The sequence below is a fragment of the Nitrosomonas sp. genome (genome assembly GCF_022842015.1).
Lineage (GTDB): Bacteria > Pseudomonadota > Gammaproteobacteria > Burkholderiales > Nitrosomonadaceae > Nitrosomonas.
Window position 1 is genome coordinate 18,117 of sequence record NZ_JALHQJ010000017.1, and the last position, 25,734, is coordinate 43,850.

At 43.3% G+C, this 25,734-nt stretch carries 25 protein-coding genes and 1 other RNA gene; 7 read left to right on the top strand and 19 right to left on the bottom strand.

Features of this window, described 5'->3' with window-relative positions:
* Window positions 1–38 precede the first annotated feature (38 nt).
* The 3 genes from fabZ to Q0C11_RS04720 all read left to right on the top strand — a co-directional run bounded on the left by fabZ (window position 39) and on the right by Q0C11_RS04720 (window position 1,753).
* Window positions 39–482, top strand: coding sequence for a 3-hydroxyacyl-ACP dehydratase FabZ (gene fabZ, locus Q0C11_RS04710; protein ID WP_293006203.1), 444 nt, complete (start codon window positions 39–41; stop codon window positions 480–482).
* Between the two features lie 64 nt (window positions 483–546).
* Complete coding sequence (gene rnhB, locus Q0C11_RS04715) at window positions 547–1,119, top strand: ribonuclease HII (RefSeq protein WP_293006205.1); 573 nt, start codon at window positions 547–549, stop codon at window positions 1,117–1,119.
* A 154-nt stretch (window positions 1,120–1,273) separates the two neighbouring features.
* Window positions 1,274–1,753, top strand: coding sequence for a peptidylprolyl isomerase (locus Q0C11_RS04720; RefSeq protein ID WP_293006206.1), 480 nt, complete (start codon window positions 1,274–1,276; stop codon window positions 1,751–1,753).
* 27 nt (window positions 1,754–1,780) lie between these two features.
* On the opposite strand, the gene mutS is transcribed toward Q0C11_RS04720, so the two are convergent.
* Window positions 1,781–4,381, bottom strand: a complete 2,601-nt coding sequence (gene mutS, locus Q0C11_RS04725) for a DNA mismatch repair protein MutS (RefSeq protein WP_293006207.1) — start codon at window positions 4,379–4,381, stop codon at window positions 1,781–1,783.
* Between the two features lie 373 nt (window positions 4,382–4,754).
* Between mutS and Q0C11_RS04730 the strand changes: the two genes are divergently transcribed.
* Window positions 4,755–5,198: a hypothetical protein gene (locus Q0C11_RS04730; protein ID WP_293006209.1), complete on the top strand. Its 444-nt coding sequence runs from the start codon at window positions 4,755–4,757 to the stop codon at window positions 5,196–5,198.
* A 29-nt stretch (window positions 5,199–5,227) separates the two neighbouring features.
* On the opposite strand, the gene Q0C11_RS04735 is transcribed toward Q0C11_RS04730, so the two are convergent.
* The 3 genes from Q0C11_RS04735 to Q0C11_RS04745 are packed head-to-tail and all read right to left on the bottom strand — an operon-like array spanning window position 5,228 to window position 6,711.
* The gene (locus Q0C11_RS04735) at window positions 5,228–5,698 is read right to left on the bottom strand and encodes a cytochrome c (protein WP_293006211.1); all 471 of its coding nucleotides are present in this window, start codon (window positions 5,696–5,698) and stop codon (window positions 5,228–5,230) included.
* A 15-nt stretch (window positions 5,699–5,713) separates the two neighbouring features.
* On the bottom strand, window positions 5,714–6,250 hold the full coding sequence (locus tag Q0C11_RS04740) for a DUF411 domain-containing protein (protein WP_293006212.1): 537 nt from the start codon (window positions 6,248–6,250) through the stop codon (window positions 5,714–5,716).
* A complete protein-coding gene (locus tag Q0C11_RS04745; protein ID WP_293006214.1) occupies window positions 6,247–6,711 on the bottom strand; it encodes a plastocyanin/azurin family copper-binding protein in 465 nt (154 codons plus the stop codon). The genes Q0C11_RS04740 and Q0C11_RS04745 overlap by 4 nt, the downstream gene beginning before the upstream one ends.
* A 161-nt stretch (window positions 6,712–6,872) precedes the next feature.
* Between Q0C11_RS04745 and ttcA the strand changes: the two genes are divergently transcribed.
* On the top strand, window positions 6,873–7,781 hold the full coding sequence (ttcA, locus tag Q0C11_RS04750; RefSeq protein ID WP_293006216.1) for a tRNA 2-thiocytidine(32) synthetase TtcA: 909 nt from the start codon (window positions 6,873–6,875) through the stop codon (window positions 7,779–7,781).
* On the opposite strand, the gene Q0C11_RS04755 is transcribed toward ttcA, so the two are convergent.
* The 5 genes from Q0C11_RS04755 to cutA form a co-directional block, all read right to left on the bottom strand.
* Entirely contained in the window at window positions 7,778–8,152 is a 375-nt protein-coding gene (locus Q0C11_RS04755) for a DUF2784 domain-containing protein (RefSeq protein WP_293006217.1), read from the bottom strand. The genes ttcA and Q0C11_RS04755 overlap by 4 nt on opposite strands.
* A 211-nt stretch (window positions 8,153–8,363) precedes the next feature.
* A complete protein-coding gene (locus Q0C11_RS04760; RefSeq protein ID WP_293006218.1) occupies window positions 8,364–8,699 on the bottom strand; it encodes a BON domain-containing protein in 336 nt (111 codons plus the stop codon).
* Between the two features lie 329 nt (window positions 8,700–9,028).
* Entirely contained in the window at window positions 9,029–9,616 is a 588-nt protein-coding gene (locus tag Q0C11_RS04765) for a TlpA disulfide reductase family protein (protein WP_293006220.1), read from the bottom strand.
* Window positions 9,617–9,679: 63 nt separating this feature from the next.
* The gene (gene dsbD / locus Q0C11_RS04770; protein WP_293006222.1) at window positions 9,680–11,608 is read right to left on the bottom strand and encodes a protein-disulfide reductase DsbD; all 1,929 of its coding nucleotides are present in this window, start codon (window positions 11,606–11,608) and stop codon (window positions 9,680–9,682) included.
* Between the two features lie 15 nt (window positions 11,609–11,623).
* Window positions 11,624–11,947, bottom strand: a complete 324-nt coding sequence (gene cutA, locus Q0C11_RS04775) for a divalent-cation tolerance protein CutA (protein ID WP_292918794.1) — start codon at window positions 11,945–11,947, stop codon at window positions 11,624–11,626.
* A 145-nt stretch (window positions 11,948–12,092) separates the two neighbouring features.
* On the opposite strand from cutA, the gene Q0C11_RS04780 reads away from it, so the two are divergent.
* Window positions 12,093–12,290, top strand: coding sequence for a hypothetical protein (locus Q0C11_RS04780; RefSeq protein ID WP_293006224.1), 198 nt, complete (start codon window positions 12,093–12,095; stop codon window positions 12,288–12,290).
* A 5-nt stretch (window positions 12,291–12,295) separates the two neighbouring features.
* Here the strand turns inward: Q0C11_RS04780 and Q0C11_RS04785 are convergent, their stop codons facing one another.
* Complete coding sequence (locus Q0C11_RS04785) at window positions 12,296–13,258, bottom strand: ornithine cyclodeaminase family protein (protein ID WP_293006225.1); 963 nt, start codon at window positions 13,256–13,258, stop codon at window positions 12,296–12,298.
* A gap of 116 nt (window positions 13,259–13,374) precedes the next feature.
* Between Q0C11_RS04785 and typA the strand changes: the two genes are divergently transcribed.
* A complete protein-coding gene (typA, locus tag Q0C11_RS04790) occupies window positions 13,375–15,189 on the top strand; it encodes a translational GTPase TypA (RefSeq protein WP_293006227.1) in 1,815 nt (604 codons plus the stop codon).
* 45 nt (window positions 15,190–15,234) lie between these two features.
* Here the strand turns inward: typA and Q0C11_RS04795 are convergent, their stop codons facing one another.
* The 9 genes from Q0C11_RS04795 to rnpB form a co-directional block, all read right to left on the bottom strand.
* Window positions 15,235–16,209 (bottom strand): endonuclease/exonuclease/phosphatase family protein, encoded by a 975-nt coding sequence (locus tag Q0C11_RS04795; protein WP_293006228.1) that lies wholly within the window; start codon window positions 16,207–16,209, stop codon window positions 15,235–15,237.
* Window positions 16,210–16,278: 69 nt separating this feature from the next.
* A complete protein-coding gene (gene gyrB / locus Q0C11_RS04800; RefSeq protein WP_293006230.1) occupies window positions 16,279–18,699 on the bottom strand; it encodes a DNA topoisomerase (ATP-hydrolyzing) subunit B in 2,421 nt (806 codons plus the stop codon).
* A gap of 75 nt (window positions 18,700–18,774) precedes the next feature.
* A complete protein-coding gene (dnaN, locus tag Q0C11_RS04805; RefSeq protein ID WP_293006232.1) occupies window positions 18,775–19,890 on the bottom strand; it encodes a DNA polymerase III subunit beta in 1,116 nt (371 codons plus the stop codon).
* Between the two features lie 205 nt (window positions 19,891–20,095).
* Window positions 20,096–21,475 carry a chromosomal replication initiator protein DnaA gene (dnaA, locus tag Q0C11_RS04810; RefSeq protein WP_293006238.1) on the bottom strand — a complete coding sequence of 460 codons (1,380 nt, stop codon included), beginning with the start codon at window positions 21,473–21,475 and terminating at the stop codon, window positions 20,096–20,098.
* Window positions 21,476–21,548: 73 nt separating this feature from the next.
* The gene (gene panC / locus Q0C11_RS04815; RefSeq protein ID WP_293006233.1) at window positions 21,549–22,373 is read right to left on the bottom strand and encodes a pantoate--beta-alanine ligase; all 825 of its coding nucleotides are present in this window, start codon (window positions 22,371–22,373) and stop codon (window positions 21,549–21,551) included.
* Window positions 22,374–22,387: 14 nt separating this feature from the next.
* On the bottom strand, window positions 22,388–23,179 hold the full coding sequence (panB, locus tag Q0C11_RS04820) for a 3-methyl-2-oxobutanoate hydroxymethyltransferase (protein ID WP_293006234.1): 792 nt from the start codon (window positions 23,177–23,179) through the stop codon (window positions 22,388–22,390).
* Window positions 23,180–23,238: 59 nt separating this feature from the next.
* The gene (folK, locus tag Q0C11_RS04825; protein ID WP_293006235.1) at window positions 23,239–23,733 is read right to left on the bottom strand and encodes a 2-amino-4-hydroxy-6-hydroxymethyldihydropteridine diphosphokinase; all 495 of its coding nucleotides are present in this window, start codon (window positions 23,731–23,733) and stop codon (window positions 23,239–23,241) included.
* Between the two features lie 11 nt (window positions 23,734–23,744).
* Entirely contained in the window at window positions 23,745–25,130 is a 1,386-nt protein-coding gene (gene pcnB, locus Q0C11_RS04830) for a polynucleotide adenylyltransferase PcnB (protein WP_293006236.1), read from the bottom strand.
* Window positions 25,131–25,220: 90 nt separating this feature from the next.
* Window positions 25,221–25,524: RNase P RNA component class A (rnpB, locus tag Q0C11_RS04835), an RNA gene on the bottom strand.
* Window positions 25,525–25,734 lie beyond the last annotated feature (210 nt).

Genomic DNA, 25,734 nt, shown 5'->3' on the forward strand with positions numbered 1-25,734 from the left:
CTAACTAAGGAATCCAGGGCCAAAAAGGAAATAAAGCCATGAATAGCATGAATATCCACGAAATATTAAAATATCTTCCGCATCGCTATCCACTCTTGCTAGTAGACCGGGTAATTTCATATGAAACGGGAAAAGATATCGTTGCGTTAAAAAATGTTTCTATCAACGAACCTTTCTTTTCCGGACATTTCCCTCACCATCCAGTGATGCCAGGGGTTTTAATTGTTGAAGCATTAGCCCAAGCAGCAGCTATTCTGACACTTAGAACAGAGAATACGACTAACAAGGAAGATACAGTTTATTACTTTGTAGGTATCGATGGTGTTCGTTTCAAAAAACCTGTCATGGCCGGCGATCAGTTAATTCTCAAAGTTTCTATCCAACGACAAATCAAAGGATTATGGAAGTATTCAGCGCGTGCCGAAGTGGATGATCAGCTAGTTACCGAAGCACAGCTTATGTGCACTTCCAGAAATGTGTAGCCACCACGGTTGAAATAACTGCCAGCATCAGGGGTATTCAATCATTGAAACGTCAACAATCGAATTGATTTGCGGCGTCGACGAAGCAGGCAGAGGACCGCTGGCTGGCCCAGTTTATGCGGCTTGTGTTGTCTTAAACGTGGCCTTTACAATAGATGGATTAGCTGATTCCAAGAAACTGAGCGAAAAAAAGCGCAACGCACTGGCAGTCACCATCAAAAAACATGCTAAAGCATGGTCAATTTCCTATGCCTCGGTACAGGAAATTGACCGGCTGAATATTCTTCAGGCAAGTTTGCTGGCCATGAAACGTGCTGTCGAAAGCCTTCCTTTCACACCCGATATAGTACTGATCGATGGCAATCAGAGCCCACGCTTACACTGTTTAATGCGAACAATCATTCGCGGCGATAGCTTAATACCCGAAATTTCAGCGGCTTCAATATTGGCCAAAACTGCTCGTGATGCTGAAATGCAAAGATTGCATAGGTGTTTTCCCAACTATGGATTCGATAAACATAAAGGATATCCAACCAAAGCGCATTTGGCTGCGCTGCAACAGTACGGGGCTTGCGAAATTCACCGGCAAAGTTTTGCGCCGATCAGAACATTGCCATTCAACGTAAAAGAAGATTGAATCATTCATTGTTCAACTCCGCGTCATTTCGGATTAAGGAAAAATAACTTTGTGCGTATAATAATGACTGTTCAATCACTGCTTGCCAATAAATAATCGCTCTGATTGCTATAAGCGTTTCAACTTTTGATCAAACTCAGCAAGGAAACTTAATATGCGCGTGGAAAAAAATACTGTGGTTTCTCTCAACTATGAATTGTCGGATGCTTCAGGAGAAATTCTGGAAAAAACAGATACACCGATCAGTTATTTGCATGGTGGCTACGGAGGTATTTTTCCTTTAGTTGAAGAAGCATTGCACGAAATGGAAATTGGCTATTCATGCTCAATCTCCATGGAACCGGAAGACACTTTTGGTGAATACGATGCCGAATTGGTTCGCGTTGAACCACGCGACTCTTTTCCTGCTAATGTGACTGTTGGCATGCATTTTGAAGGCGGCGCTGAAGATTCCGAAGACTTTATCGTCTATAAAGTCACCGATGTCACCGATGATAGTGTCATTGTCGATGGCAATCATCCTTTCGCAGGTATGAAACTAAATTTCGCATGCACGGTAACCGAAGTCCGTCCCGCCACAGCAGAAGAAATTTCTCATGAACATGTGCATGGCGCACATGGTCATGAGCACTAGATTTCAAGTACCCGATTGGATAAAAATTTAGCTGCCATGTTCGGTATCTACCACCTTTTTCAGTAAATAAATCTGCTCTAATGCCTGCTTGGGACTTAGATCATCAGGCGAAAGATTCTGCAGTATTGCGATTACTGGATGTTCCCGAATAACATTTTCTTCCAGCTTCGGAACGGAAAAAGCAAACAAATCCAACTGCGGTTTCCTACTTATACTTTCCTGCTCGAGATTAACCAGGTATTTTCTTGCTACTCTGATCGCTAGCTCAGGAACGCCTGCCAGCGCTGCTACTTGCAAACCATAGCTCTGGCTCGCGGGACCTTCAGTGACTTTATGCAAGAAAACAATACGGTGTTTATACTCCACCGCATCCAAATGAACATTCTTGACTTGTTTAAACTCTTCTGCAAGTTTTGTCAGCTCAAAGTAATGCGTAGCAAACAAGGTAAAACTACAGTTTTTTGTCAGCAAATGCCGAGCTATTGCAAATGCTAAAGCCAAGCCATCAAAAGTCGAGGTGCCACGGCCGACTTCATCCATAAGCACCAGACTATGCGCTGTCGCATTATGGAGTATATTGGCTGTTTCCGTCATTTCCACCATAAACGTGGAGCGGCCGCTGGCAAGATCATCAGCGGCTCCAATGCGGGTAAAAATTTGATCAAGTACGCCGATATGCGCCTTTTTAGCTGGGACATAACATCCACAATGAGCCAGCAAACTTATCAGCGCAATTTGTCGCATGTAAGTCGACTTCCCACCCATGTTAGGACCGGTAATCAACAGCATTTGTGGTTTTCCAGTTTGCCCAGCACCTAATTGAACATCGTTAGCCACAAAATTTTCAACCTGATTTTCTACCACCGGATGACGACCAGTATCTATGCTAACAATCTCCTCATTGGATAAATATGGCGCAGTATAATTAAGTGTTTGCGCTCGTTCTGCCAGTGTGCACAGAACGTCGATCTCAGCAACGCTTTGCGCCATTTTCTGTAATACAGGAATATACTTTAACAACGCCTCTATTAACGCATCATATAAATATTTTTCCCGTGCCAAGGCTCGATCCTGTGCGGATAATGCCCTGTCTTCGAAAGTTTTCAGTTCAGGTGTAATATAACGTTCGGCACTTTTTAAAGTTTGCCTACGTCGATAATCCGCAGGAATTTTCTCGCTATGTGCATGCGTGACTTCGATATAGAAACCATGCACACGGTTATATTCGACTTTCAGATTAGGAATACCCGTGCGTTCCTTTTCACGAATTTCCAGTTGTAATAGAAATTCCCCGCAATTGTTCTGCAACGCTCGTAATTCATCAAGTTCAGCGTCATAGCCATCGGCAATCACATTACCTTCGCGCAACACCACACCGGGCTCTTCCAACAAGGCTGTATTCAATAGCTCAACGAGCACAGGCTCAATTTGCATCGCCTGAATCAATTGATCAATTCTCTCGCTGTGACACGGCGCAATCACAGTCATAATTTCCGGGAATAGTTTCAAGCTATCACGCAAACTTGATAAATCCCTCGGACGTGCTGATTTGAGCGCAATACGTGCAGTAACCCGCTCAATATCTACGATTTGCCGCAAAAGACCGCGCGCAGCCAAATAACTTTTTGACTCATTTTCTCCGATCAAGGCCGCAATACTATCCAGTCGTTTTTGAATTACACCACGATCACGCAATGGATGATGCAACCAAAATTGCAATAAGCGGCTACCCATATTCGTTGAACAAGTATCCAGCAGAGAGAATAACGTGGGCGATCTTTCACCGCGGATGGTTTCAGAAATTTCGAGATTGCGGCGCGTTGCTGCATCCATACGGACATAAATACTTTCCCGCTCGGCTTGCAATGATGTGATATGAAGCACATCTGACCCTTGCGTCAAGCGCGTATACTCCAGTAATGCACCAGCTGCGCACAGAGCCGTAGGCAAATCTTCACAACCAAAACCGGAAAGATCATAAGTTTCAAATTGTCGTGTCAGACTACTGATCGCACTATCACGATCAAACTGCCACGAAGGTAATTGCTTTAAAACCCAATTTTTTCCTTGTAATTCACCTAATATAAGTGCTTCAGGTAAAAGAATTTCTGCTGGCTGCAAACGCTCCAATTCACTAAGCATATTCTGTGGTGATGACTCCATCATCCGTAATTGACCTGCGGCTAGGTTCAACCAAGCCAAACCCAAAACCGACTCATGTACCCATAATGCCAGCAAAATGCAATCGCGCTTATCCTCGAGTAATGCTGCATCCGTTAATGTTCCAGGTGTAATGACGCGGACAACCTCGCGAGCTACCGGTCCTTTACTGGTCGCCGGATCACCCACCTGTTCGCAAATCGCGATGGACTCGCCGGCTTTGACCAACTTAGCTAAATATTGCTCAGCTGCGTGATAGGGCACCCCCGCCATCTTAATCGGCTCACCTGCTGAAGCACCGCGCCGGGTTAAAGCAATCCCAAGCAGTCTTGCAGCTTTATCCGCGTCATCAAAAAACAATTCATAAAAATCCCCCATGCGATAAAACATCAACATATCCGGATACTGAGCCTTAATGCGTAAATACTGCTGCATCATCGGCGTATGTTGTTCTTTATTGGTTTTCATCTTTTAGTTATAGGGTTATGCTGCATGAAAGAAATCACTATCTGCCGCAACTAGCATTAAACTAATTGCAAATTGATCCTGCGCAATCGCACCCGTCCTGGAAAATAGGATAAGCTATGGTATTAGTAGCGCTAAGAAAAAACATTGGCTCGCACATATTACCAAACGAATGAATGTGATCGCAGTAATTCCGTCAAAGTAGTGCCGCATACTTTATTGAATCATGAAAAACTCGAGGTCTGAAACAAAATATTTTTACAGAACTCTAAAGTAGAAATTAACTCCAGTGATAATGAGTGTAAAATTGTGCTTATAGCATTTTGGAAAATCTCTTATTGAACAATAAAGCTCTGCCACCAAGCGCTTAAAATATATGAAAAACAATAAGTTATCTATTAACACTCAAGTCATGCAGCTAATTCTTTTATGCGTGTTTTTTGTTACCGCTAATACAATTTGGGCTGATACGGAAACGCCTGATCAGGAGGCGCAGATCCGTGAGCTTGAAAAAACGTTGACTCGCATACAACAAGAGTCTCAATCGACTTATCAGCAATTTCTGATGATTCAGGAAATGCGCCGCAACGAAATGGCCGAAGTGCCTCAAACTTTGAGGCAGCCCAATATTCCACTCTCTCAGAGCATTCCGATTCCGAACTATGAAGATTTAATTCAGCTTAAGGAGGAAAAACAAGATCGAATTGATAAATATACAACGGATTTAGATCGCCTTTATGCGCGCTATCGAGAGCTGGAAAATGAAAAACAAACGATCTTTGAGCAAATCCGATCACTTGAAAAAAAACCAAAGGAATAAGGCGGATTCAAGTCTGAAACGCATGTTTACTATTTATCCTCAAAATTTTTATACCAGATATCGTAAATTTCATCTGACCATAAGGATTTTATCCAGGCGATCACATCATCGACTTGATGTTCAGTCAATATACCTTCCCACGCAGGCATAGAGCCTATTTCTGGGGGAGTTCCTTTGAGAATTGTTTTTTTCAAAACATCGGTGGAATGGTGCCAAGCATGCGCCGAACTGTCTAGTGGCGGAGGTGGATATTTACCATCAGGATTCGGTTTGCGCCAATCCGGCGTTGCCTCTCCATTGGGGCCATGGCACCCCACGCAATTGGTCGCATAAACAGCTTCTCCACGCATAATTTGGGCAGCGTCCAAATTTCTTATCACCAACCCTGTTTTAGGATTAATCTGATGCTGCCCCAATGCAGTATCCGGCGACGAGAAATTACCGCACCCGATCAGAGCCATTGTAGCAGCGCCATAAATCAAAAAATGTCGCATTCTCATAAAAATCGCTTACTTTTATTTTAAGCGCATAACTGAACTGCTTTTTTCTGCTTCTACGTCTTTAGGTAATGGCTCAGCCTTTTTGGCATACGGATCATAGCGGTTGTAGATGGTGGCATCCATACGGGTTTGATTGCGCTCTTTAAGCAACAAAACATTGTAGGGATCACTACGAGATCCTTCCATACCTGGAGACCCATGCGGCATATCTGGAACAGCCAACCCTATCGCTTTGGGTTTTTCCTTGAGTAACCTGATGACATCAGGTGCCGGTACATGCCCCTCAATCGCATATCCATTCACCAACGCCGTATGACATGAACCAACGGTTTCAGAAATACCCGACTTCTTTCTGATCTCTTTATTACCTACATCATGCGTTTTTACCGTAAAACCATGGTCGCGCATATGGTCGATCCATTTATCACAACATCCGCAAGTCGGACTCTTATAAACTTCTACGGTTGCCGTAGCTGTCGCCTGTGTTGCAACACTCAATAAATTGACTGTCAAGATCGACCCAATTAGCAGGGTACTCATTCGTATTTTCATTTTTTCTCCACAAAAATTTTTCCACGCATTTTTTTAAAATGACCGGGCAACGGGCAGGCAAAATCAATGATTCCTGCGCGAGTAAACTGCCAAATCAATTCCTTTTGCTCACCAGGCTCCAGTTGTAACAATTGGGTCTCAGGAGGATACGCTTTATCAGGATACATACGCCGCATCTTAGCAATTTTTTTAAGTTCAGCCATCGAACCCATCAACATTTCGTGCTTGTGATTGCCACCATTTTTGACCACAAACTGGATCGTTTCACCCTCATTCACTTCAACTTCTGCAGGTAAAAACATATTATCCACCTGCGTCAATTTAATAATGCGCGACACTTTATCAGAATTACCCGGCCTGCCAATATCGGATTCCAAATTAGAATGATTTGCAGTCGCGTAACTTTCGGTTGAAAACAAGACTAAGATTACCAATGGTATAATTCTATTTATGATATTCATAGAATTCTCCTGAAAATAATTTCCAAACTTGTTCATCCGTCTTATTTAGAAGACGGCTATGCTAAATTGTTCCAATTCATTTGTCTAATATTCCGCTATAACCTCTATACTACTCGCCTTATCATCAATGAGCTTTTGCTTCTTCAGATTTATCATAAAGTATGCTTAAAAAACAACAATATAATGCCAATAAGCTGCAAAAACGCCTGAGACGACAAGTAGGAACGGCTATTGCTGATTTCAACATGATCAAAGCCGGCGATCGAATCATGGTGTGTTTGTCTGGAGGTAAGGATAGCTATGCATTGCTGGATATCCTGCGTAATCTTCAGAACCATGCCCCTGTAGACTTTGAGCTGATCGCAGTGAATCTGGACCAAAAACAGCCCGGCTTTCCTGAACAAGTATTACCCAGCTATCTGACGCAAATCAGCATGCCTTTTCGGATTGTAGAACAGGATACCTACAGTGTCGTTAAGCGTGTCATTGCCGAGGGAAAAACTACCTGCAGTCTGTGCTCCCGACTACGCCGTGGTGTGCTATACCGCGTGGCCGGTGAACTTGGGGCCACTAAAATTGCCTTGGGCCATCACCGCGATGATATCCTTGAAACCTTATTTCTGAATATGTTTTATGGCGGTAAGCTCAAAGCAATGCCGCCCAAACTGGTCAGCGATGACGGTAAGCACATTGTGATTCGGCCGCTTGCTTATTGCAAAGAAAAGGATTTGGCGGCTTATGCGGAAATTTCGGATTTCCCGATCATTCCGTGCAATCTGTGCGGATCACAAAAAAACCTGCAACGCCAAGCCATCAAAGAAATGATGCAGCAATGGGATAAAAAATTCCCCGGCCGGTTGGAAACCATGTTCCGTTCTATACAGAATATCCAGCTGTCGCATCTAGCCGATACTTCTCGCTACGATTTCGTTAACTTGCAAGCGCAAGATCGGCCATTCGAAAACGGCGATACAGCATTTGATGAAGAAACATTCGAGCCTAATGTTGAAGAATTGTTCAGTCTTGAAACTGAAGAAGCAGATGTTCGCCAGATAGTTTCAGAAAACTAATCAACTCTTATGCGTCTGGGCGGCACCCATTTGAAAGTCATTGCGACCAAACCGGCGAACAAACAATAGACAACAGCCAAGATGGCTTCCGGCACATTGTAGAATATGATGAAATGAAGCCAGCGCTGAATAAAACTACTATCCCTTTCTATCTGGCGCAAGCTATTTTCCCACACAGTTAATGGACAAGCGACACCAAATAACGATTCAGCCACCACGAACAAAATAGCGGCAAGGTGCAGATAGCGAAACCAAGGGTTGGTGACAAACATCATCTTCAGCCACGCACCTACCCAAATAACTGGCAAGCTCCCCACCACAAATAGGACATAAAGAAAATGAACGATCAGTACTATATCAGCTAAAAGCATTTCTACTCGAATCAACATTTATTAATGAGTGACTTGCAAATGCTTCCCGATAATCACTGATAAGCTATTTACAGGCCATTGAGAATGTTTTCGAAGCGGCTAATACTAGGCAAAAACAGGTGAAAAAGTGCAGTTTATGCATAATAAATGAGCATTGTGAGTCTGTTATTAACACCGAAGTAGCAATGCAGATAGTTTTTCAACGAATCTGTTAATAATCATCATTAATCGACCCAATCAGCATGTCATTTCTGATCGATTTTATACCATCGATAGTACGAGCAATCGCTATTGCTTTGTCCATGTCGTTACGGGAATTGACGTAACCACTTAGTTCTACAACCCCTCTGATTGTTCTGACATTGATATCAAAACGTCTTAGCGACGGTTCATCAATAATTGCTTCATAGATTTTTGTGGTAATACGAACATCATTAAATTTTTCTTCCATCCCCGTTTGCTCGGGTATTGATGTACAGCCTGAGAGCATGGCTATTTGAATAATTAAGAAGAAAACAATGAATTGACTGCTATCACGTCGTATCATAATGTGGTCTCCTAAATGATTATCGGAAAAACATCCTCCTCACACTTAGATTAAAAACCCGTGCCTTCCCACCTTCAGCACTTCATTCAATCCAAAAAAACTTAACCGGGTATTTGTTTGGTAAGTATTCGCAACCATCAAAATGCGAGGTAGTGCATGGACAGAGTAGCTCGCATATACGTCAATGAACAAAGCATTCCATTCCTGTTGACAATATTACATCATTATCTTTGATAGAAATTGCTTTTTTGGCAGAGTAGCCTGATTAGATTATGCCTTGATAATATTTATTATTTGACTGAAGTTATTTTCACGTTCCAGCAACACATTCAACTGGTTTGTGTCGATTGCTCGATTTTCGGTGGCTCCTTCAATAATGGAATTACCATTTTTTCTAGCTTTTTCAGATCGACACGTCCCAAATAGTTTTCGACCAACTCTCCAGAGCGATTGATCACCACAGTATAAGGTAGCGCAGAATGACGATTTCCCGCAGCCTCTAACAATGACCAAGTATCAAAACTACCGACCAATACTGGATAATTGATACCAAATTCCTGGCTAAACATTTTGACCTTATCCGCTTGATCAATAGCGATACCGATAAAAATCAACCCTTGTTCCCCATATTTTTTTTGTGCTTCAATGAATTCTGGAATTTCCTCGCGGCACGGCGTGCACCAGGTGGCCCAAAAATTCACTACCATAACTTTTCCCAACCATTGCGAAATCTCCTGATTTTCTCCCTGTAAATCTGGCAAGCTTGCAGCAAGAATAGCTTGAGCGCCTTGCTGACTTTCTTCACTGGATAATTCAGTTTGATATGCTTCAGACAGCAAGGTACGTAAGAACGAGCCTGCTCCCAGAGCAAATATCGCGACGCAAGAATACAAAATTATCTGCTTGAACTTCGACATTGTTTTATCCTTAGAAAATATTTTAAGAGGACGTCGCGACTAATTATTTGACAGTAGCTAGCTTTAAATCAAAACAGCGTTCAGTACTGTTAAGAAATCATTGTTATTGAGAAATCCAATGATTTTAATATCAGGAACATCATGGCCTTGACGATCAATAAATAAAATACCCGGTGGCCCAAATAACTTAAATCGTTTAAGTAGCGCGGTGTCATCCGGAGTGCCATCAGTGACATCAACCTCCAACAGAACCACATCTTTCAGTCGAGCTTGAACTTTGGCATCAGAGAACGTAAATCGATCCATTTCCTTGCAGGAAACACACCAATCAGCATGAAACCTGACCATGACGTATTTTTCTCTGGATAACTGAATCTGTTCATCCAGTTCAGCGATAGTTTTTACCCGCTGAAATGGCAGTGTTGCATAACTCGCAGGTCCCGCCTCCCCTGAACTTGTCGCATCTGCCAGATTAAGCTTTGAGAGTGGCTGCAGAACATCCCGGCCACCGGACAAAACGCCGATCAATAACGCAACACCAACCAGTAAAGCGATAACACCCACACCTTTGAGAAATTTCTGCACACCTGAGGCTCTTTCCGGCAATGGATCAATCGCATGCAAATAAATCGCCGAGATGATTAATAACACGGCCCATAACAACATGTACACCACTTCATTAATCAACGGGGAGATAATCCAAATTGCAACCGCAATCAGCAACACGCCAAAGAATCGCTTAATCGACTCCATCCATGCGCCAGCTTTCGGCAGTAAAGCGCCGGCTGATGTTCCCAATAGCAACAGTGGCACGCCCATACCCAGTGCCATGACAAACAATGCCGAACCGCCCAGAACCACGTCCCGAGTCTGGCTAATATATAGCAAAGCACCCGCCAGCGGCGCGGCGACACAAGGACCGACAATCAAAGCAGACAATGCCCCCATACCAAACACGCTGGTTAAATGCCCACCCTTCAACTGACCGGCTTCCTGGGATAACTTGGTTTGCAACGACCCGGGCAGTTGCAGCTCATAAAAACCAAACATGGAAAAGGACAATAACACAAACATCACTGCAAACGCGCCTAGTACCCATGCATTTTGCAAAGTCGCAGACAGCATTGCGCCCGATAATCCCGCCGCCACACCGATGATGGCATATGTAATTGCCATACCAAATACGTAAGCCAGTGCCAGAATAAATCCATGCCGCTTTGTTACGTTCTTGCCTTGATTGGCAATAATCCCCGATAGAATTGGAAACATCGGAAACACACAAGGCGTAAATGACAGAAATAAACCAACCACGAAGAACCCGGAGAGAATCAACCAGTAATTGCCGGTTTCAAACATACGCTCAATTTTGTACGATTCGGTTTCAATCGCGGGTGATCTGGACGGCATCTGAAACAACTCGGTGGTTGCATCAATTTCTGCTGCCGTAGCTTGACTACTCACTGCCTCGGCAACCGCTCCGATTGCTGCCTTTACTGCCGGTAATGTCAAATCAATCACTTTATGTATCGGTGCGTAACACACCCCCACCGGTTCATTACAACCCTGATAAGTTGCCTCCAGTGTCAGCGGCTCACTTGCCGAGCCTTCGCGCTTTAACGAAATGACCGCCTGAATTGGAGTGTAATATACCTCCGTATTACCAAAAGTCATGTCTTCTTTCATTTTGCCGGATGGCAACGTTACCTTTTCAATCGCCATGCCTTCTTGCTTGGGTTCAAAGGCAATTTTGTCGCGATACAGGTAATAATTCTTCGCGGGTGTCAAATGGGCAATTAACGTATTTCCGTCCCGCACTTCTACGGCGATCTTGAACGCCTCATCCGGTGGCAAAAGTTCTTGTGGATTACTTTGGCCCAGATTGATACCTAAGCCCTGTAATTTCTGAAACAAATTTAAAGATCCGCCTTCCTGAGCGAAAGCTTGCGGACAGGATAAACATAACATTAGTAGCAAAAGTTGGATTAATCGCATAGGTATCAGTATTATTTAGTCAGATAGGGTTGTTTCGTCGACGATCCACTGCAAATATGCAGGTAATCCGTCCAATATAGGAACCATAATTACTTCCGGAAGTTCATAAGGATGCACCTTCTTGATCAACTGTTCAATCCGTTCATAATATTGCCGCTGGGTTTTAATTAGCACTGGGGTTTCCTCAGCCGACTCAATGTTATCTTTCCAGCGATAAATCGAAACACACGGACTTAAGGTGTTAACACAAGCCGCCAAATGTTGATCGACTAAAGCCTCTGCCAACGCTAAGGCGCTTTCCTTATTGGGAAAATTGGTAATAACAAGTACGGGTTCCATGCATGTTATGCAGTTGCTGCAAAAAGATTAATATTACCCTGCATAGCACCTCCATTGACAAGTGATTTTGAATTCTTACGTTCTGGGCATACCCTGCCAATAGGCATATACTCTAAAAAATAATTTACCAAAAGGATCTTAACAAATGAAAGGATTATTTAATTTAGTAATAACACTCTCAATTATCACCCCGGTCACGATATTTTTTGGCTACATCATTATGGATGAAGGCGATCAATTCACCGCAGAGCATTACATGGTGACAGGACTCAGTACAATTCCGCTTATTTTCGCGCTACTGATTAAATTTTTGATGACGGGCGCAGAAAAGAACAACCAGTAATTGCTTTAGGATTCTATCACCATACCCTGTAATTGCTCACAAGCACGCTGGTAAGCCAGTCCGGCCACGGCCAGATCCCCAAGCGCCAACCCCCTGAACACAAAAGCGATTCGTTCATCTGTGCTTTGACGGCCAGTTGCACTGCCTATTACCAAATCAGTTAAATCACCACGCACTAACTCCGGATCAACCAACGGTTTAGGCATGCTGGCTTCTTGTTCCAAATCATCAACGATAATCTGGTCCAATGCTGGCATGCTCTCAGCCAGCCACGGTGCAGCCAAATCGGTCATAGTGACGAATGCGCCTGGTTTAAGCCAGCGCGCGTCTAGAAATGGAATCAGTTTTGGCGACAAGGTTACAGATGTAACAATCAAATCAGCATCTTGAATAGCTTCCTGTGCCGTTTGTGTCGCAACCACCAACAAGCCCATTTTTTCTGCGCTACGGCAAAATTTGTCGCGGCTGGCCGCGCTCCGTCCAAACACATTAATCTGTTTTAGCGGAAAAATTTCTGCCAGCGCTCGCAAGTGACTATGGGCTTGCACGCCGCACCCGATAAAAGCAGCAATAGAAGCATCAGGTTGTGCAAGCCGTTTGGCAGCGACCACACTCAATCCTGCCGTGCGTACTGCAGTAATCCAATTGCCATCAATGATCGCAAGTGGCAATCCGTTCCGGCTATCGAGTAAAGTCACCAATGCGTTAATGCTTTCTAATCCATACCTTGGGTTATCTGGATTGAGCACTAGCGCTTTGACAGCAAGAAATGGAGGGTCATCGGCTGCCGCTAATGTCGCCATCATGTATCTATCATCTGGCGGAGTAATCACAGCCTTAGGTGCATTCCAGGCCTTTTGTTGTGTTTTTGCAAATAGTAAATGCTCAATGCAGGCAGTGACATCATGTATGGTAAGTTGCAAGTCCTGCAGTGAACTTTGTGATAAGTAACGTATCGATGGCAACATCAGAATCCCTAATTTTAGAAAACTTAGCGGATGGTTAAATTAGCCATATTAACAATCAGATGCTATAATGTTGCCCCCACCGCAAGGACTAATAGCTTATATTTGAGGAATAATTTATGTCTCGCCCGATTCGCAATATCGCAATCATCGCTCACGTTGACCATGGTAAAACCACTATGGTTGATAAACTTCTGCATCAAGCCGGCACTTTTGCCGCACACCAGCAAATTTCCGAGCGTGTGATGGACTCTAACGATATTGAACGTGAGCGCGGCATTACCATTTTAGCCAAGAATTGTGCTATTGACTACGAAGATATTCATATCAATATCGTCGATACCCCTGGCCATGCGGACTTTGGTGGTGAGGTCGAACGTGTGTTGTCAATGGTCGACGGTGTATTACTACTCGTTGATGCGGTTGAAGGACCGATGCCGCAAACCCGTTTTGTCACCAAAAAAGCTCTCGCGCTGGGTTTACGTCCGATTGTTGTCGTCAATAAGATTGATCGGCCTGGCGCGCGCGCCGGTTGGGTAGTAGATCAAACATTTGATCTGTTCGATAAATTGGGCGCCAGTGAAGAACAACTTGATTTTCCTATTATTTATGCTTCGGCATTAAATGGATTTGCCACCTTAGATATTGATAAGCCGAGCACCGACATGCGTCCGTTGTTCGACACTATCCTCAAATATGTACCCGCTCCTGTAGGTAATCCTGATGAGCCACTGCAACTGCAAATCAGCGCGCTCGACTATTCCAGTTTCGTCGGCCGCATTGGTATTGGCCGCATTCACCGCGGTAAACTGAAACCCGGTCAGGAAGTCATGGTGCTGACAGGCGACAAACCACCGAAAAAAGCGAAAGTTAATCAGGTGCTCGGTTTCCGTGGTTTGGAGCGGATACAAATGAAAGAAGCTTTGGCCGGCGATATCGTACTGATTAACGGCGTGGAAGAACTCAGCATTGGCACTACGCTGACCGATATCGATCAACCGGAAGCGCTACCAATCCTCTCTGTGGACGAACCAACCCTGACCATGACATTCCAAGTCAACACCTCGCCATTTGCCGGCCAGGAAGGAAAATTCGTCACCAGCCGCCAGTTACGCGAGCGCTTAGAAAAAGAACTGTTGATCAATGTTGCCCTGAGGATGGAGGACACCAATGAAACCGACTCGTTCCTGATTTCAGGGCGCGGTGAACTGCACCTGACTATTCTGCTGGAAAATATGCGCCGCGAAGGTTACGAACTAGCTGTCTCTCGTCCGCATGTCGTGATTCGTGAGATTGACGGCGTTAAATGCGAACCGTTTGAAATGCTCACCGTTGATGTAGATGAAGCAAATCAAGGTGCAGTAATGGAAGCTTTGGGCTCGCGCCGCGGCGATTTACAGGATATGGTATCGGATGCTAAAGGACGTGTGCGGCTAGACTACCGTATTCCTGCGCGTGGCTTGATCGGCTTTCAATCAGAATTCATGACCATGACACGCGGCACCGGCTTGATGAGCCATGTATTTGACGAATTCGCGCCAATGCGCCCGGAAATTCCACCACGCAGAAACGGTGTACTCATTTCAGCTGAACAAGGAGAAGCCGTTGCGTATGCTCTATGGAAACTACAAGATCGCGGCCGCATGTTCGTCAGCCCAGGAGACCGTCTTTACGAAGGCATGGTGATCGGTATCCACACCCGCGACAATGATCTGGTGGTCAACCCAATCAAAGGCAAGCAATTAACTAATATTCGCGCTTCGGGAACCGATGAAGCGGTCACATTAATTCCACCGATTCAACTCACGCTAGAATCAGCGATTGAATTCATTGCCGATGATGAGCTGGTAGAAATTACACCGAAAACGATTCGAATTCGTAAGCGTCATCTGCTGGAGCATGAACGTAAACGCGCATCCCGCGTTGCAGCGTAAACACCCAATTTTAGAAGCGGGTGACATCCATCACCCGCTGTATCCTTATGGCAAAGTCACTGAAATAAAAACACCAGCGTGATCAGATACGCTTGCCTGATCTGGATCAACTAGGGTGTTAAATACCACTCGGCTTTCACGTAAATTCTTTGCCTGATTCATAAAAATATAGTCAATGCGCCTGGCAGATCCCCCAGCATCCAACGTCGAAACTCCTTTTGTACAATGTGCGTCGGCTTGTTTAGTATTCGTACATAGACTGTCCAGTGGCCTATTCTGCGCATAAGCATCAATAAAACCAGCACTGACAATCCTGTCATAGAAAATCCCCTCTACAAAAGGATCTACGCGAAATCGGTCGATATTAAAGTCGCCACCAAGAATTGCAATATTACCACTTGGAAAAGATGTTTCTAATTCACTAATGAATGGCAGCATAACATTTAACTGAGCATCCAGCTGATCCGCTGTACATGTGGCGCAAAGATGTGTGTTATAAATATTCAGTTTACTAGTATTGGGGATATTGATGCGTGTCATCATGACATTTCTTGGCAATCTAATATCATGTCCGCGAAAATTCAATTCAGTCGCATGCGGCAAGCGCTTAGTCGTCCTAAAATCAATTTCACAACGACTCAATATCGCATTGGCCACGCCTATCACACCCGGTAATCCAATTTCAAAAGATGTGTACAAATCATAATCACGTTTACGCACGAGGAGCTTCTTCTGCAAATCTTCTGCGCTATTTTCAGTATGAGCTAATGCGCCTCCAACCACTTCTTGAAGCAGAATGACATCGACCGGAGTTTTCTCTGCAAATTCTGCAACCGCTTCCAGACGCTGCTCACGTGTTTCAATTTCCTTGAACAGAAGATTGACAGATAGGACGTTTAGATAGCCACGGCTAGCAACATCGTCACATTGCACCCGTGGTTCTTCACCGCCACCACCGCTTTTAGCACAACCAGACAACACAATAATGCTAAAAATTATGAAAAAAAGTAGGTTTTTCATGATTTAATCTCCTGATAACACTACAAACAGGCTTTTCATTTCAAGCTTGTTTGCTAAGCTAGAGTCAATCTAAATGTCAATATTCGTCGCACGTAGCGCATTCTTCTCAATAAATGCACGGCGTGGCTCAACCACATCACCCATCAACGTGGTAAAAATTTCATCGGTTAATATACTATCTTCAATCTGAGTACGTAACAGGCGGCGATTTTCCGGATCCATCGTGGTTTCCCACAATTGACTTGGGTTCATTTCTCCCAAGCCTTTATAACGCTGCACGTTCAACCCTTTTTTCGCTTCCTCCAGCAACCATTCCAATGCGTATTTGAATTCACTAACAAACTGCTTACGCTCGCCACGTTGAATATAAGCGCCTTGACTCAGCAAACCTTCAAATACCTGTGCGGTTTTCTGGATTTGCGCATAATCGCCGCTCTCGACAAAATCATTATCCAAGTAGCTGGTCAGCACATTACCATGTGACATACGCATAATTTTCAATCGATAACGTTCGTGCACGTCATCGTATTCCGCAGCGATTTCCACATCCTTAATACGTGCGGCCAAACGGGCTGCACTGTCGATCGCCGCTTGTTCATTGTGCAAATCAACATCTGGCTGGCGTAGCAACGCGTGCATTACGTTACTATCAATCATCTGACTCATGCGCTCGATAACCGCCTCTGCCAGAATGTATTCATTGGCAATTTTTTCCAGTGTTTCACCGCTCAAAGAGGGTCTTTCTTCGCCGGAATGCAGCTCAGCATCGGTCAATGCGAGGCTAAGCAAGTGTTGTTTTAATTCATGATCATCTTTGACGTAGCGTTCTTTTTTACCATGCTTGATTTTATACAAAGGCGGTTGTGCGATATAAATATGGCCGCGCTCAATCAGTTCGGGCATTTGCCTGTAAAAGAACGTCAGCAGCAGGGTGCGGATATGCGAACCATCCACGTCCGCATCAGTCATGATAATGATGCGGTGATAACGCAGTTTGTCCGGATTGTATTCATCCTTACCGAAACCCGTACCCAGCGCAGTGATTAAGGAAATGATTTCCTGCGACGAAATCAGCTTGTCAAAACGTGCTTTTTCGACATTCAGTATTTTGCCCTTGAGTGGCATGATTGCTTGAAACTTGCGGTCACGTCCCTGTTTAGCGGAACCGCCGGCGGAATCACCCTCGACCAGGTAGAGTTCGCACAGCGCTGGGTTCTTCTCCTGACAATCAGCCAGTTTTCCAGGTAATCCCATACTGTCGAGCACACCTTTGCGGCGCGTTAATTCGCGAGCTTTTCGGGCAGCTTCACGTGCCCTGGCAGCGTCGATAACTTTATTGCAAATGGTTTTGGAATCAATCGGGTTTTCCAGTAAAAACTCGGAAAGCTTTTGCGTCACGACTTCTTCCACCACCGGACGTACTTCTGAAGACACCAATTTTTCCTTGGTTTGCGACGAAAATTTAGGTTCAAACAGTTTCACCGATAATACGCACGATAAACCTTCGCGCATGTCATCGCCAGAGGTTTCAACTTTGACCTTTTTGGCCAGTTCGTTTTTTTCGATATAATTGTTGAGCGTGCGTGTCATTGCGGCACGTAGCCCGGTCAGATGTGTTCCACCGTCTTTTTGCGGAATATTGTTGGTAAAACATAACACTTGCTCGGTGTAGCTGTCATTCCATTGCATCGATACCTCGACGGCAATATTGTCCTTTACACCCGCTGCATAGAAAATACTCGGATGCAGCGCCGTCTTACTGCGATTGATGTATTCAACAAAGTTTTTGATACCGCCGGTAAAGGCGAATTTTTCATCCTTGCCGGTACGTTGATCAATCAGATGGATTTTTACTCCGTTATTAAGAAAAGAAAGCTCACGTAAGCGCTTGGCGAAAATATCATAATGATATTCAATGTTGCCGAAAATTTCCTTGCTGGCCAGGAAATGTACTTCCGTACCGTGCCGTTCACTTTCTCCCGTAACTTCCAGCGGTTTGACTGGAACACCCATCCGAAATTCGATCTGGTGCATTTTTCTGTCGCGTCTGATAGTGAGTTTCAACCATTCCGATAATGCATTGACTACCGATACGCCAACCCCATGCAAGCCACCAGAAACTTTGTATGAATTGTCGTCAAATTTTCCTCCGGCATGTAATTCCGTCATGACGATTTCTGCTGCGGAGCGCTTCATTTCATCATCCTGCTTGATCCCGGTAGGGATGCCTCGACCGTTATCCAACACACTGACTGAATTATCCGGATGAATCGTGACGGTTATTTCGTCGCAATGACCGGCTAATGCTTCATCGATAGCATTATCGACCACTTCAAACACCATGTGATGCAAACCTGTACCATCGCTGGTGTCGCCGATATACATGCCAGGACGTTTACGTACGGCATCCAAGCCTTTGAGTATTTTGATGCTTTCAGAATCGTAATCAGTTGGATTTTCTTTCGGTACATGGGGATTTTGATCACTCATTAGTAGGATACTTTATGAAATTTACAGATAACGATTCAAGGGTCGCGGTTTTTGTTGATTTTGGCACGGTTATTATTAAATCCTCATTGGCATTACGATGTATTTAAATATTTCATTTCCAGGTATTGTCATTAAAACACTACTATTGGCATTTTCAAAGGCGCATCGTACGGTTTCACTCGTAACATTGTTTAATAAATCCATCAAATAGGTAATGTTCAGGCTGATGTCCACTTGGTCTTCTTGATAGTTGATTTCCAGTTCTTCTTCAGCTTCTTCCTGTTCATTATTCTTGCAGACAATGCGTAAATTATTTTCATCGACGATTAAACGCACGCCGCGAAATTTATCACTTTGATTTGATAGAATGGAAACCCGCTGCAAAGCTTGCAAAAAGATGAGCCGATTAATTTCAAATAGTTTGTTGTTTCTAGTTGGAATAACCCGATTGTAATCCGGAAACTTTCCATCGATAACTTTAGATGTCAGAATTATATCTGAAAAAGAAAACCTGACCTTATTTTGGAAATATTCTATCTTGATCAAGTCTTCGCTGTCATTGAGTAATTTGGATAGTTCAAAGACTGCTTTGCGCGGAAGAATAACTTCTTGCTTTTTCTGCGTCTTATCTAAACTTGTTGAAATATAAGCAAGGCGATGACCATCAGTACCAACACTGATCAGTTGCTTACCATCGATCAACAGCAAAAGTCCATTCAAATAATAGCGGATATCCTGTTGAGCTACCGCAAACTGAACCAGATATAAAAGATTCTTGAATTCTTTTTGCTTGAGTGTAATAACGCTGTCTGATTCCGGTTCTTTGGTTACTTCGGGAAAATCTTCCGCAGGAAGAATTTGCAGACTGAATGCGCTTTTACCGGATTTAACCTGTAAGTGATCATCTTTCCGCGTTAATGTTACCTCGGTATCGGATGAAAGCGAACGCAGAATATCCTGAAGCTTTTTAGCAGAAACTGTAAAAGCAAAATCTTTTTCAAGAGAAAGGTTTTCCGCAGTCTCTGTTTTGATTTGTATTTCCAGATCAGAGGTCAAAAAAGAAGTCTTTTCTTGATTTTGTTTAATCAGAACGTTTGATAGGATGGGTAACGTTTGTCGACGCTCTACAATGCCAGTTACAGTTTGTAGTGGTTTTAGCAGTGTGTCTCGGTTAGTTTTTATTAAAAGCATTGCATTGTATTTTGTATTGATATAAAAATAGTAATAATTAGATAATGTCTTTAATACGTCTGTATAGTTTTTTTATTTATAATAATTTCAACAAGATAGAATCATTTTTTTGTCTGTATGATAAAGGTATGGAGACTGGATAAATTGTGGATAAAAATAGCAGATTTTTATCCTAGGCAGTTATACACAATTTGTTAAAAAGTTATCAGCCTCTTAAAATGAGTATCAAAGCGTTAAAATCCCGACTTATATGGGGATCAGAAATACGCAATTCGTTAATTTTGCGGTAGCCGTGTAATACGGTAGTATGGTCTCTGCCACCAAAAGCTTCTCCAATATCAGGTAGGCTTAGTGAAGTCAGCTCTTTAGCAATAGCCATTGCCATTTGTCTCGGCCTTGCAACGACACGTGAACGTTTTTTTGAATACATTTCAGAAACTTTAATCTTATAGTAGTCAGCAACGGTTTTTTGAATATTTTCAATTGAAATTTGACGACTTTGTACCGCAAGCAAATCTTTTAATGCATCTTTTGCCAGATCAAGTGTTATGTCCTGATTGACAAAACGTGAGAAAGCCAACACGCGTTTCAATGCGCCTTCCAGCTCACGTACATTTGAACGAATATGTTTAGCGATAAAGAAAGCGACATTTTCATCCAATCGCATTTTTTCTATTTCAGCTTTTTTTAAAAGAATTGCGACCCGCATTTCCAGTTCAGGGGGTTCCACCGCTACGGTTAATCCCCAGCCAAAGCGCGAAACCAAACGCTCTTCCAGACCAGTAATTTCTTTGGGATAAGTGTCGCAGGTGATGATGACTTGTTTATGTGTTTCAATGAGAGCATTAAATGCGTAGAAAAATTCTTCCTGAGTGCGATTCTTTCCGCCAAAAAATTGTACGTCATCAACTAGTAATAGGTCCAATGAATGGTAGTAAAGTTTGAACTTGTCAAAAGCTTTGTGTTGATAAGCACTGACAACATCGGAGACGTATTTTTCTGCATGAACATAGCGAATCTTTGCACCTTTGTTGTTTTCTTGCACAAAGTTACCGATCGCTTGAATTAAATGTGTTTTCCCAAGACCTACACCGCCATAGATAAAAAGCGGGTTATAGGCAACTCCTGGAGATTCCGCCACTTGTATAGCCCCGGCTCGTGCTAATTGATTCGCTTTTCCGGTTATAAAGCTATCAAAGGTGAAGTTGGGATTTAATCCATTAAGATTTTTTTTAGCAGGATGATGAACAGTTTTAGATTCCGGTGTAGTTTCATTAGAGCTGGGTGTGGAGTCTAATACCTGATTCAATGTATTATTTTTGGTTTTTGTTTGATCAGCAAGTTTCAGATGGAATTGAATATTTTTGTCAAAATAGGTTTTTGCCATACTTTCTATGTGCACGATAAAGTTATCTGCGACCCATTGTGATACAAAACGATTAGGTGCGATCAGTACAACTTTATTATCACTATTTAATGCAAGATCAATTTCCAAGGGTTTGATCCAGGTGTTAAATTGTTGCGCATTGAGTTCTTTTTGAAAATGATCCAGGCAGGATAGCCAAAAAGTGTTCAGTGATTGCATCATTTTTTGTTCTTTATTTGTCTGGTTTGAAAAAATAGTCATCATGCTATGTTTGTTACAAAAAAACCTGATGTTAGATTTCTAGGTTATCGATCAATCGTGTGTTTTCAAGCCAAGCTGCGCCTAAAACGACTAAATCTTGATCTGATGCCTGTGCAAATAAAAGTGTATTGCGGTTATGGGTACTGATGTAATCAACTTTCCAGCCGTGTTGCTCCAGGTTGTTGACAGCATTATGCTGCAATCTCTGAAAATTCTTACAACCGGAACAAATTTCTTGTTTGATCTGCAAAAGCGATTGGTAAAGCCTGCAAGCTTCTGCATGTTGTGCTTCATTTAAATACTGATTGCGTGAGCTTAATGCTAAACCATCTGGCTCTCGAATAGTTTCACTCGCAATAATTTCTATGGGTAAATTTAATTGTTGTACCATTTTACGCACTATATGCAACTGCTGATAATCCTTTCTGCCGAATACAGCGAGGTCAGGTTGGATAATATTGAATAATTTCAATACAATCGTTGCAACACCACGAAAAAATCCTGGTCGAAATTCTCCTTCCAAGATATCTGCTACAGGGGGTAATGCTAACAAGAATTCTTGTGGCGTTGGGAAAAGAATTTTTTCATCAGGTGCAAAAACTATCTTGACATTTTGTGCCGACAGCGTCCTGCAATCTTCTTCGAATGTTCGAGGGTAACGTTCGAAATCTTCATGAGGCTGAAATTGCAATCGGTTGACAAAAATACTGACAACAATGCAATCAGATAATTGATTGGCTTGATCAATCAGAGCAAGATGCCCTGCGTGTAAATTACCCATCGTTGGAACGAAAGCAATTCTTTGCTCTCGACGAAGATTTTTACGTAATTCTGAGATATCGGTAATTATTTTCACGCGATATTATTCAGTTAAAATTGATGTTCAGTACTTGGAAATTGTTCGGTTTTAACTGCAGCAACATAATTTTCTACTGCCTCTTGAATATTTTGAGCATCCGCCATAAAATCTTTTATGAAGCGTGGTTTTTTTCCTTGAAATAAACCCAACATATCGTGTAATACCAGAACTTGTCCGGAGCAATTATTGCCCGCGCCAATGCCGATGGTAGGAATGGAAAGAGTCTGGGTGATTTTTTTAGCCAGTTTCGCCGGTATGAGTTCCATTACCAGCATACTTGCACCGGATTTTTCCAGACTTTTTGCATCATCCAACATCAACTTGGCGGATTTTTCTGAATTACCTTGTAATTTATAGCCACCCAGTTGATGAATGGATTGCGGTGTCAAACCGATATGCGCGCAAACGGGTATGCCGCGTTGGGTTAAGAACTGAATGGTATCAGTCATGATGTGACCGCCTTCGATTTTCACAATGTGCGCGCCAGCAGCGATAATTTTGCAAGCATTGCTGAAAGCTAGCTCTGGCGATATCTGATAAGTGCCGAAGGGCATATCAGTGATAATCAGTACCTTGTCAGTGCCCTGTGCAACGCAGCGGGTGTGATAAATCATATCATCGAGCGTGACTGATAATGTGGTGTTTTCACCTTGTAAAACATTTCCCAATGAATCACCGACTAGTAGCACATCTACGCCTGAGTTTTCTAGAATGGTTGCGAAAGTTGCATCGTAACAGGTCAGAACGGCGATTTTCTCATTGTTCTCAACCATTTTTTGCAGCGTTGTGAGTGAGGTTCTCATACTCTATTTCAATAGTGGCAAATAGTTTTATGACAAAATCTGATTTAGGTTATAAGATTTTATCCATTGATTTTTAGTAATTTTTGATCTTTACATGCAGCAAGTAATGGCGCAATGTGACCGTATCCTGGGATCTGACAATCTGGAGCAATTTCTATCAAGGGCTGTAGTACGAATGCGCGTTGGGTCATACGTGGATGCGGTATGGTCAGCTCGCCATCCTGGTATTGCAATGTATCATACAGCAAAATATCGAGATCCAGAGTCCGTGGTGCGTTCAACGATTCACGTAAGCGACCTTGCTTATGTTCGATAGTCAGTAACGCAGTCAGTAAATCCAATGGTGCGAGCTCAGTTTTAATCTGTGCCACTGCATTGATGAAATCAGGTTGATCCAGCCGCCCGATCGGAGTGCTTTGATACAAAGACGAGCGTTTTATTAGTTGCGTGCCAGGAAGCTGTTCCAATTCATCAAAAGCATGTTGTACCTGAAAAACCGGAATTTCCAGATTGCTTCCTAAAGCGATAAAAGCCAATCCTTTATTTATTAGCATGAAATGTACAATTAAGTGCCTGAGTTGTCTATCGGGTTTTCGGAGGTGATAACAGAATTGGACGAAGGTTTTTTATGGCTACGTTTTCTTCGCCCTTTTTTGATGGCTGTTTGCTTGGGCAGCATTTTTTCTCGTTCGGAATTATCTGCGGATAGAAAGGCTTTCCACCATTCTCCGAACTCAATGCTGAGTTCACCGCTTTCACAGCGTAATAGCATAAAATCATAGGCGGCGCGGAAACGTGGATGTGCAAGTAAGCGGAAAGGTTTACGCCCGACACGGGCTTCGAATCGCGGTTGCATTGCCCATATTTCTTGTATTACTGCATCAAAACGGCGGGGTACCGCCAATTTTTTATGTTGTAGCGAAAGAATATGATCCATTGCTTTAAATAAAGCGGGCAATGGTTTTTCCCCGGATGCCTGGAGTGAATTCCAGTATGCCAGCACTTCATGCCATAACAATATGGCAAAAAGGAATCCGGGTGAGACCGGTTTATTCTGTCTGACCCGTTCATCCGTATTTTTCAGTGCAATAGTGATAAAACGCTCGCCTAAGGGCTGTTCCAAGATCACATCAAGCATAGGTAAAAGGCCATGATGCAAGCCACGCGCGCGCAGTTCAACAACACAAGTCAAAGCATGCCCCGACAATAGCAATTTTAGCATTTCATCAAACAGGCGAGACGGCGGGACATTTTGCAGTAAAGGTGCCAGATCGCCAATTGGCTTAGCGGTTTCTGTATCAATTTGCATATCTAGTTTTGCTGCTAAACGAACTGCTCGTAACAAACGCACGGGATCTTCCCGGAAACGCTGTACTGGATCGCCGATAATACGCATTTTTTTGGCTTTAATATCGTCGTAGCCGTTCAGGTAATCTAAAATTTCTTCTTTGGCGGGGTCGTAAAACAACGCGTTGACGGTAAAATCACGGCGCTTCGCGTCTTCTTCCTGACTACCAAAGACATTGTCATGCAACAAGCGGCCATGCTGGTCGATCGATTGAATCGACGCAGGACCATCATCATCCGATGACGGTCCTCGAAAAGTGGATACTTCCACGGTTTCAGAGCCGCACATTACATGTACCAGGCGAAAGCGTCGTCCTATAATGCGCGAGCGCCGAAAAATTTTGTGGATTTCTTCAGGTGTTGCATTGGTTGCAATATCGAAATCTTTCGGCACCAATCCTAATAACAAATCACGTACCGCGCCCCCGACGAGATAAGCCGAAAAACCAGCCTGTTGTAAATTGAGGGCGGTTTTTAATGCGCATGGGGTGATCTGGTGACGTTGGATTCCATGGTGTTTGCTAGAAATAATACTCAGCTTTACGAGCGATTCGGAAGCAGTTGCTTTGCGGCTGAATACCTTGCTAAGAAATTTACGGATCATTGCGATGATTGAAAGTATTCAATGCTAATTTATTAAGTTAACGAATAACCGTTTTGTATGACGTGTGGCATCATATCAAGCATGTAAAATTGATGAAGCTGGCCGATAAGCCGGGTTCTGTCGTGGACAGTCATTCCTCTAGTTGCACAGTTACCTGTGCACTCAAGCAACCTACCCGCAGGCTCCGCGAGCCACATCATTGCCTGCCTATTTGGTCTTGCTCCGGATGGAGGTTGCCGCGTTTCACCGTAACTGAATACGCTCGTCTCTGTGGCCCTGTTCCTCACCTCGCGGTGGACGGCCGTTAGCCGTCATCCTGCTCTGTGGAGCCCGGACTTTCCTCCCCCTTGAGTTCAAAAGAAGAACACAAAGCGGCGACTGTCTGTCCAGCTTCGTCGACTATTCTATCATTTGCAAAAATGATCGGTTGGAGAAATAATTTATCAGTGACTGTTGTGCTTGTCTTCAAAATCACCTGATTTGATATTTACTGCAAAGCATGCTTCCATGTTCAACTTAATTTGTTTTTCCAGTAGATTGTTACTCTCCTATCACAACCGATTACATTTATGCTATTGAAATCCTTACTCAGTTTAAAACTGTT

Bases quoted from the DNA above. Each gene is read 5' to 3' on its own strand.
- fabZ (WP_293006203.1), top strand. From the start codon at position 39: ATGAATAGCATGAATATCCACGAAATATTAAAATATCTTCCGCATCGC.
- Q0C11_RS04720 (WP_293006206.1), top strand. From the start codon at position 1,274: ATGCGCGTGGAAAAAAATACTGTGGTTTCTCTCAACTATGAATTGTCG.
- mutS (WP_293006207.1), bottom strand. From the start codon at position 4,381: ATGAAAACCAATAAAGAACAACATACGCCGATGATGCAGCAGTATTTA.
- Q0C11_RS04730 (WP_293006209.1), top strand. From the start codon at position 4,755: ATGAAAAACAATAAGTTATCTATTAACACTCAAGTCATGCAGCTAATT.
- Q0C11_RS04735 (WP_293006211.1), bottom strand. From the start codon at position 5,698: ATGAGAATGCGACATTTTTTGATTTATGGCGCTGCTACAATGGCTCTG.
- Q0C11_RS04740 (WP_293006212.1), bottom strand. From the start codon at position 6,250: ATGAAAATACGAATGAGTACCCTGCTAATTGGGTCGATCTTGACAGTC.
- Q0C11_RS04745 (WP_293006214.1), bottom strand. From the start codon at position 6,711: ATGAATATCATAAATAGAATTATACCATTGGTAATCTTAGTCTTGTTT.
- ttcA (WP_293006216.1), top strand. From the start codon at position 6,873: ATGCTTAAAAAACAACAATATAATGCCAATAAGCTGCAAAAACGCCTG.
- Q0C11_RS04755 (WP_293006217.1), bottom strand. From the start codon at position 8,152: ATGCTTTTAGCTGATATAGTACTGATCGTTCATTTTCTTTATGTCCTA.
- Q0C11_RS04760 (WP_293006218.1), bottom strand. From the start codon at position 8,699: ATGATACGACGTGATAGCAGTCAATTCATTGTTTTCTTCTTAATTATT.
- Q0C11_RS04765 (WP_293006220.1), bottom strand. From the start codon at position 9,616: ATGTCGAAGTTCAAGCAGATAATTTTGTATTCTTGCGTCGCGATATTT.
- dsbD (WP_293006222.1), bottom strand. From the start codon at position 11,608: ATGCGATTAATCCAACTTTTGCTACTAATGTTATGTTTATCCTGTCCG.
- cutA (WP_292918794.1), bottom strand. From the start codon at position 11,947: ATGGAACCCGTACTTGTTATTACCAATTTTCCCAATAAGGAAAGCGCC.
- Q0C11_RS04780 (WP_293006224.1), top strand. From the start codon at position 12,093: ATGAAAGGATTATTTAATTTAGTAATAACACTCTCAATTATCACCCCG.
- Q0C11_RS04785 (WP_293006225.1), bottom strand. From the start codon at position 13,258: ATGTTGCCATCGATACGTTACTTATCACAAAGTTCACTGCAGGACTTG.
- typA (WP_293006227.1), top strand. From the start codon at position 13,375: ATGTCTCGCCCGATTCGCAATATCGCAATCATCGCTCACGTTGACCAT.
- Q0C11_RS04795 (WP_293006228.1), bottom strand. From the start codon at position 16,209: ATGAAAAACCTACTTTTTTTCATAATTTTTAGCATTATTGTGTTGTCT.
- gyrB (WP_293006230.1), bottom strand. From the start codon at position 18,699: ATGAGTGATCAAAATCCCCATGTACCGAAAGAAAATCCAACTGATTAC.
- dnaN (WP_293006232.1), bottom strand. From the start codon at position 19,890: ATGCTTTTAATAAAAACTAACCGAGACACACTGCTAAAACCACTACAA.
- dnaA (WP_293006238.1), bottom strand. From the start codon at position 21,475: ATGCAATCACTGAACACTTTTTGGCTATCCTGCCTGGATCATTTTCAA.
- panB (WP_293006234.1), bottom strand. From the start codon at position 23,179: ATGAGAACCTCACTCACAACGCTGCAAAAAATGGTTGAGAACAATGAG.
- folK (WP_293006235.1), bottom strand. From the start codon at position 23,733: ATGCTAATAAATAAAGGATTGGCTTTTATCGCTTTAGGAAGCAATCTG.
- pcnB (WP_293006236.1), bottom strand. From the start codon at position 25,130: ATGATCCGTAAATTTCTTAGCAAGGTATTCAGCCGCAAAGCAACTGCT.